The following is a 6,428-nucleotide window of genomic DNA, read 5'->3' on the forward strand; positions in this document are numbered from 1 at the left end:
GCCATAAGCAGGCGACCAAACTTCGCAATCCGCCTATCAAAGCGTAATCAAAAGTGTGGGGTTGACCAGTTGGACCAACCGATCGCCCAAGCGTATCAAAAACGCCGGGCGACCGGTCAAAATCACACTACTTCAAACAACCCGGCCGCGCCCTGCCCGCCGCCGATGCACATCGTCACCACGACGAACTTCGCGCCACGCCGCTTTCCTTCGATCAACGCATGCCCCGTCAATCGTGCGCCCGACACGCCATACGGATGCCCCACCGCAATCGCCCCGCCATTCACGTTCAATCGATCCGCCGGAATGCCCAACGTATCGCGGCAATACAGCACTTGCACGGCGAACGCTTCGTTGAGTTCCCACAGGTCGATATCGCTGACCTTGAGGCCGGCTTTCTTCAGCAGCTTCGGCACGGCAAACACCGGTCCAATACCCATTTCATCCGGCTCGCAACCCGCAACGGCGAAGCCCCGGAAAATCCCGAGCGGCTTCAACCCTTCCTTTTCGGCCACCGATGCATTCATCACCACGCAAGCCGATGCGCCATCGGAAAACTGGCTTGCATTGCCCGCCGTGATCACGCCACCGGGCATCGCGGTGCGAATCTTCGATACCCCTTCGAGCGTCGTATCGGCGCGAATGCCTTCATCGGAGGAAAGCGTGACTTCCTTTGTGGAGACGCGGCCCGTGGTTTTATCGGCGATACCGGCAAGCACCGTGATCGGCACGATCTCGTCGTTGAACTTGCCCGCAGCTTGAGCGGCGGCCGCGCGCAACTGCGATTGCACGCCGTACTCGTCCTGGCGTTCCTTCGATATTTCATAGCGCTTCGCGACGTTCTCGGCGGTCTGCAGCATCGACCAGTAGATGCTTGGCTTATGTTCCTTCAACCAGCCATCGAAGAGCATGTGCTGGTTCATCTCGTTCTGCACACACGAAATCGATTCCACACCGCCGGCCACATAAACGTCGCCTTCGCCGGCAATCACGCGTTGCGCCGCGAGCGCGATGGTCTGCAGCCCGGATGAGCAAAAGCGGTTCACGGTCATGCCCGGCGTGCTCACGGGCAGTCCCGCGCGCAACGCGATCTGCCGTGCGATGTTCATGCCCGTCGCGCCTTCCGGATTCGCACAACCCATGATCACGTCTTCCACACGCGCCGGGTCGATGCCCGCGCGCGCCACTGCCGCCTGCGTCACATGACCGCCGAGCGTCGCGCCATGCGTCATGTTGAATGCGCCGCGCCACGATTTGGCGAGACCCGTGCGTGCCGTCGATACGATTACCGCGTCAGTCATTCCTGTCTCCACTTCGAATACGAATAATGTTGATGTTGATCACTACGGGCGTAGCTACGGGCGCAGCAGATCCGCCGAAACGATCCGCTCCACGCCTGCCGCCGCCATCTGCGCCCACGCGCGTTCCAGCGATCCGTTCAGATTGATCGCGCGGCAGGCATCGTCGATGACGACCGCTTCGAAGCCTGCGCTGCGTGCATCGAGCGCGGACCACCCGACGCAATAATCCGTCGCCAGTCCGCAGCAGAAGACTCGCTTCACACCCGCATCGCGCAGATAACCCGTGAGGCCCGTCGGCGTGACGCGATCGGCTTCCATGAAGGCCGAGTAACTATCGACGCCCACATGGTGGCCCTTGCGGATAACGAGCCGCGCATGCGGCACATGGAGATCACGATGCAACGCCGCGCCTTCGGTGTCCTGCACGCAGTGCGTCGGCCACAAGACCTGCTCGCCGTAGTGAAGCGTGGTCATGTCGAAAGGCGCGCGGCCCGCGTGATGCTCGGCAAACGAAATATGCTTCGCCGGATGCCAGTCCTGCGTCACGACGACATGCGAAAACGCGTGCGCAAGCTGGTTGATCACGGGCACGACTTCATTGCCGTGAGCGACGGCCAATGCGCCGCCCGGCATGAAATCATTCTGGACATCGATCACGAGAAGGACTTCGTCTGCGCCTTTCATTGATGCCTCGCTTTACGGTTTTCAGCTATTGAAACCACGGCCGGCGGCCGCCAGTCCGGTCACGCTCGCCGCAGGCTTCCATGCATCGCCATTGGGCTGCGCGGCGTATTTGCGCATCGCACGTTCGACGTTGTAGAGGCCGATCGTGTCCGCATACAACATCGGGCCGCCGCGATGCAGCGGGAAACCGTAGCCCGTCAGGTAGACCATATCGATGTCCGATGCCTTCGACGCAATCCCCTCATCCAGGATCAACGCGCCTTCGTTCACGAGCGCGAGGACGAGGCGTTCGACGATCTCATCGTCCGAAATCTTGCGGCGCTCGACGCCTTGTTCCTGCGAATACGCAACGATCATCTCGTCCACGACTTTCGACGAATGCGGCGTCCGGTCACCGGCCTTGTAGTCGTACCATCCCGCGCCGGTCTTCTGGCCGAAGCGCCCCGTCTCGCACAAACGATCCGCGATCTTCGAATACTTCAGGTCCGGCTTCTCCTGATAGCGCCGCTTGCGAATCGCCCAGCCAATGTCATTGCCCGCCAGATCGCTCATGCGGAATGGTCCCATCGCAAAGCCAAACTTTTCGATCGCGCGATCGACTTGCGCCGGCAATGCGCCTTCTTCGAGCATGAACAGCGCCTGACGCAAGTACTGCTCGATCATCCGGTTGCCGATAAACCCGTCGCACACGCCCGACACCACCGCCGTCTTCTTGATCTTCTTCGCGAGCTGCATGACGGTGGCGAGCACGTCCTTCGATGTCTTCGCGCCACGCACGACTTCGAGCAGCTTCATCACGTTGGCCGGGCTGAAGAAATGCATGCCTACGACGTCTTCGGGGCGCTTGGTGAACGCGGCAATCTTGTCGACATCGAGCGTGGAAGTATTCGATGCCAGGATCGCGCCCTTCTTCGCCACTTGATCCAGTTTGGAGAACACCTGTTCTTTCACGCCGAGTTCCTCGAACACGGCTTCGACGATGAGATCGGCGTCCTTCAGGTCCTCATACGCGAGGGTCGGCGTGATCAGCGCGAGCCGTTCCTCGAGTTTCTCCGCCGTCAGCCGGCCTTTCTTCACAGCGCTTTCGTAGTTCTTGCAAATGGTCGCGAGGCCGCGATCAAGCGCTTCCTGTTTCGTTTCGAGCAACGTCACCGGCAATCCGGCGTTGATGAAGTTCATCGCAATACCGCCGCCCATCGTCCCCGCGCCGATCACGCCGATGCGTTCGATCTTGCGAACGGGCGTGTTCGACGGCACGTCGGGAATCTTGCTCGCCGCGCGTTCGCCGAAGAATGCATGGCGCAGTGCGCGGCTTTCGGGCGTCTGCACCAGCGCCACGAAACACTCGCGCTCGACCGCCAGGCCCTTGTCGAAGCCGAGCTTTACGCCGGCCGCGACTGCATCGATACATTTAAGCGGCGCCGGAAAATTCTTCGCCAGCGGCGTTACGCCATTGCGCGCGAACTGAATGAAACCTTCGGCGTTCGGATGCTTGATCTTGCGGTCGCGAACCAACGGATGCGGCCCGTTTTGCGCCCCGGCTTCTTGGGCGAACTCGATGGCTGCGTCGAGCAGGTCGCCTTCGGCCATCTGGTCGAACAAGCCCGATCCGGCGAGTTTCTCCGACATCACCGGCGCGCCGGAGACGATCATGTTCAACGCGGTTTCGAGACCCACCGCGCGCGGCAGGCGCTGCGTGCCGCCGGCGCCCGGGAGCAAACCAAGCTTGACTTCAGGCAACGCGATCTGCGCGCCCGCCGAAGCAATCCGATAATGCGCGCCCAGCGCAAGCTCGAGGCCCCCGCCCATTGCGACGCTATGGATCGCGGCCACGACGGGTTTCGGGCTGGCTTCCACGACCTTGATGACCGTATGCAGCGTCGGTTCCTGCGTGGCTTTCGGCGTGTTGAACTCGGTGATATCGGCGCCGCCGGAGAACGCCTTGCCCGCACCGATCAGAACGATGGCCCTGACCGACGCATCGGCCTGCGCTCTTTCGATGCCTTCGACAATGCCAAGCCGCGTGGAGAACCCGAGGCCGTTGACCGGCGGGTTATTCAGCGTGATGACGGCGATGCCGTCGCGGGTCGTGTAATCCACTGCCATTTCGTCTTCCTCCATTCGGTGCGCCATCTATCTTCCGGCAAAAATCCGGAAGGCGCTGATTCGCGTGATGCTGTGATTGTGATGCTTTGGATTTGATCCACCCGGCAAGAATACACAAAAACGAACGCTCGTTCAATTTTGTTATTACGGGATGGCGGAGATGGAAGGCGGGAAACAGGAAACAGGCTGCGCGGCGGCAGCCCGGTGAATGGCGGGCTAGTCGACGCTTTCACCGACCGTCGGCAACACATGCTCCCGATACATTTCGCGCAACCGGAGCTTTTGCAGCTTGCCCGTGGCCGTGTGCGGAAGTTCATCGGCGAAAACAACGTCGTCCGGGCGCCACCACTTCGCCACCTTGCCGTCGTAGAACGCGAGCAGTTCCTCGCGCGTGACGGTTGCCTCAGGACGCAGCACGACCACGATCAGCGGCCGCTCTGTCCACTTTGGGTGCGAGCACGCAATGCAAGCGGCCTCCGCGACCTGCGGATGCGACATCATGATGTTTTCCAGATCGATCGAGCTGATCCACTCGCCGCCTGACTTGATCACGTCCTTGCTGCGATCGGTGATGTGCATGAAACCGTCGGTATCGATGGTCGCGACATCGCCGGTGGGAAACCAGCCATCGACGAGCGGCGAATCGTCCTTCCGGAAATACCGGTCGATCACCCATGGCCCGCGCACGTAAAGATCGCCGAATGATTTGCCGTCCCAGGGAAGTTCGTTGCCGTCGTCGCCGACGACTTTCATGTCGACGCCGAACATCACATGGCCCTGCTTCTCGCGCAGATGGCGTTGTTCTTCTGGCGAGCGCTGGCGTTGCTCCCAGTTGAGCTTGGCGAGCGTGCCGAGCGGCGACATTTCCGTCATGCCCCAGGCATGAATGACCTCGACGCCATAATCGTCCTCGAACGTGCGCAGCATCGCCGGCGGACAAGCCGAGCCGCCAATGACCGTGCGCTGCAACGTATTGAAGCGCACGCCAGCCTGCTTCACGTAGTTCAGCAAACCCAGCCAGACGGTCGGCACGCCAGCCGAGTACGTCACGCCTTCGGCTTCCATCAGTTCGTAGAGCGATTTTCCATCGAGACAATTGCCGGGCAGCACGAGCTTCGCGCCAACCAGCGGCGCCGCGTGCGGAATGCCCCATGCATTGACGTGGAACATCGGCACGACGGGCAAGATCGAATCGCGGCAGGAACAGGCCATGGCGTCGGGTAGCGCTGCGCCGAAGGCATGCAGGACCGTCGAGCGATGCGTGTACAGCGCGCCCTTCGGATTGCCGGTCGTGCCCGATGTATAGCAGAGAAACGATGCCGAACGTTCATCGAGCATGGGCCATTCGTAGTCGCCATCGTGTTTCGCGAGCAGCGTTTCGTAGCTCGTGACGGGCGTGGCCATATCGGCGAGATGGGTGCTGATGCACGCTTCGTCGCCGAGAGCGATCCAGCCTTTCACGTTCGGACACTGCGGCGCGATGATGTCGACAAGCGCCGTGAAGGTCATGTCGAAGGCGACGTATTCGTCGTCGGCGTGATTGATGATGAACGCGATCTGGTCGGGGAAAAGCCGCGGGTTGATGGTGTGGCAGACCGCGCCCATGCCGGTCACGCCGTAATAGCACTCCAGATGACGATACCCGTTCCACGCCAGCGTGCCAACGCGCTCGCCCGGCTGCACATTCAGCCCGATCAGCGCCTGCGCAAGCTGCTTCGCGCGCTTTTCGCAATCGCGCCAGGTGTAGCGATGAATGTCGCCTTCAATGCGGCGCGAAACGATCTCGGTAGCGCCGAAATGACGGGAAGCATGGGAAATCAGCGATGAAGCGAGTAGCGGTACATCCATCATCTGGCCTAAAAGCGGCGACGTCATGGGCAAGTTCCTCACAAGTCCGGATGCACGGGATTTGATGCTGGGTGTTTCTGGTTGAGTGTTTCTCGACTAAGCAATATCTGATTTTGTCTCAAAGCCAACGCGGATAAGGCTAAGAGCGGGCTCCAGCAGCGGCGCGGGCGCGGATTTACAATATCGGTTAACCATGAGGTGCTCAATATGTCGTTTTCCCCAAGCGGTATGGCTGTCAGTGCCGCTGCAGAAGCCGAATTGACGGACTCGGATGCGACCTCGGATGCGAGTTCGGGACCGGTAAGCAAGCTGATCGGATCGATCGAAACCGACCGGCGCGATTCATTCGTCGCGCTCGGTTCCGCGTTCCTCACCCGCCTGCCCGCCTCGCCCTTGCCCGCGCCCTATCTGGTCGGATTCTCCGCCGATACCGCTGCCGAGCTCGGCTTCAATGTCGGCTTGAACTCGACTCACGCGCAGGATCCGGCG

The 6,428-nt window shown here is 61.0% G+C and carries 4 protein-coding genes and 1 pseudogene; 1 reads left to right on the forward strand and 4 read right to left on the reverse strand.

The window, feature by feature from the left end:
- Nucleotides 1–122 precede the first annotated feature (122 nt).
- From ACFFAR_RS21440 to ACFFAR_RS21455, 4 genes are all read right to left on the reverse strand, one after another.
- Nucleotides 123–1,301, reverse strand: coding sequence for an acetyl-CoA C-acyltransferase (locus ACFFAR_RS21440; RefSeq protein ID WP_061999344.1), 1,179 nt, complete (start codon nt 1,299–1,301; stop codon nt 123–125).
- A 54-nt stretch (nt 1,302–1,355) separates the two neighbouring features.
- Nucleotides 1,356–1,985 carry a bifunctional nicotinamidase/pyrazinamidase gene (pncA, locus tag ACFFAR_RS21445; protein ID WP_174364030.1) on the reverse strand — a complete coding sequence of 210 codons (630 nt, stop codon included), beginning with the start codon at nt 1,983–1,985 and terminating at the stop codon, nt 1,356–1,358.
- Between the two features lie 21 nt (nt 1,986–2,006).
- Complete coding sequence (locus ACFFAR_RS21450; protein WP_375508423.1) at nt 2,007–4,091, reverse strand: 3-hydroxyacyl-CoA dehydrogenase NAD-binding domain-containing protein; 2,085 nt, start codon at nt 4,089–4,091, stop codon at nt 2,007–2,009.
- Between the two features lie 216 nt (nt 4,092–4,307).
- A complete protein-coding gene (locus tag ACFFAR_RS21455; protein WP_075359682.1) occupies nt 4,308–5,966 on the reverse strand; it encodes a 3-(methylthio)propionyl-CoA ligase in 1,659 nt (552 codons plus the stop codon).
- A gap of 180 nt (nt 5,967–6,146) precedes the next feature.
- On the opposite strand from ACFFAR_RS21455, the pseudogene ACFFAR_RS21460 reads away from it, so the two are divergent.
- Nucleotides 6,147–6,428 (forward strand): annotated as a pseudogene (locus ACFFAR_RS21460) (hypothetical protein); the annotation flags it as partial.

The organism is uncultured Caballeronia sp. (genome assembly GCF_964243625.1).
Lineage (GTDB): Bacteria > Pseudomonadota > Gammaproteobacteria > Burkholderiales > Burkholderiaceae > Caballeronia.